Source organism: Streptomyces phytophilus (assembly GCF_013870535.1).
In the GTDB taxonomy this organism is placed as follows: Bacteria; Actinomycetota; Actinomycetes; order Streptomycetales; family Streptomycetaceae; genus Streptomyces; species Streptomyces phytophilus.
Genome location: NZ_JACBXC010001563.1, coordinates 1 through 1232 on the forward strand (window position 1 = coordinate 1; position 1232 = coordinate 1232).

A 1232-nucleotide genomic window follows, 5' to 3' on the forward strand; every position below is an offset into this window, starting at 1 on the left:
CAGTACCGGGACGCCCGCCTCGTCCAGGGCCTCGCGCAGCAGGGACTCGTGGCGGTCGGAGGCGACCCGGTTCAGGACGACGCCCCCGATCCGTACCTCCGGATCCCACGACGCGAACCCGTGCACCAGCGCCGCCACCGACCGCGACTGCCCGGAGGCGTCGACCACCAGCACCACCGGCGCGCGCAGCAGCTTCGCCAGCTCCGCCGTCGAGCCCGACTCGCCGGCGCCCGAGGCGCCGTCGTACAGGCCCATCACGCCCTCCACGACCGCCACGTCCGCGCCCGCCGCGCCGTGCGCGAACAGCGGGGCGACGAGGCCGGGGCCGCACATGTGCGCGTCCAGGTTCCGGCCCGGGCGCCCGCCGTCGGGGGAGTCGGCGACGGCGAGCGCGTGGTAGCCGGGGTCGATGTAGTCGGGGCCCGCCTTGTGCGGCGAGACGGTCAGGCCGGCGGCGGCGAACGCCGCCATCAGGCCCGTCGCGACCGTCGTCTTGCCGCTGCCGGAGGCCGGCGCGGCGACGACGAGCCGGGGGATGTCGATCACGGGAGACTCACCATTCGATTCCCCGCTGGCCCTTCTGGCCCGCGTCCATGGGGTGTTTGACCTTGCCCATCTCCGTGACGAGATCGGCGGACTCGACCAGCGGCGCCGGTGCGTTGCGGCCGGTGACGACGACGTGCTGGCTGCCCGGCCGGTCCCGCAGCACCGAGACCACCTCGGCGGTGTCCACCCAGCCCCAGTGCATCGGGTAGGCGAACTCGTCGAGCACGTACAGCCGGTACGTCTGCGCCGCCAGGTCCCGCTTGACCTGCTCCCAGCCCTCCCGGGCCCTCGCCTCGTTGTCCGGCTCGGCGTCCCCGCCGTCCCTGGCCGGCCGCTGGATCCACGACCAGCCCTCGCCCATCTTGTGCCACGCCACCGTGCCGCCCTCGCCGCTCGCGCCGAGGACCCGCAGCGCCCGCTCCTCGCCGACCCGCCACTTGGCGGACTTCACGAACTGGAACACCCCGATCGGCCACCCCTGGTTCCAGGCCCGCAGCGCCAGCCCGAAGGCGGCCGTGGACTTCCCCTTGCCCGGGCCCGTGTGCACCACGACCAGCGGGCGGTTGCGGCGCTGCCGCGTCGTCAGGCCGTCGTCCGGCACGGCGGCCGGCTGTCCCTTCGGCATCAGGCGGCCCTCCCCGGACTCCCCGGCCCGCGCCCGGCGGCGGGCCCTTCGCGTACGGCAC

General features: G+C 75.4%; 2 protein-coding genes. Both read right to left on the reverse strand.

All coding sequences use genetic code 11. From position 1 onward, the window contains the following. A partial coding sequence (locus H5J30_RS34240; protein ID WP_181791710.1) for a nucleotide-binding protein occupies positions 1-546 on the reverse strand: 546 nt, incomplete at its 3' end. A 7-nt stretch (positions 547-553) separates the two neighbouring features. Then, entirely contained in the window at positions 554-1171 is a 618-nt protein-coding gene (cobO, locus tag H5J30_RS34245) for a cob(I)yrinic acid a,c-diamide adenosyltransferase (RefSeq protein ID WP_181791711.1), read from the reverse strand. Positions 1172-1232: the final 61 nt, after the last annotated feature.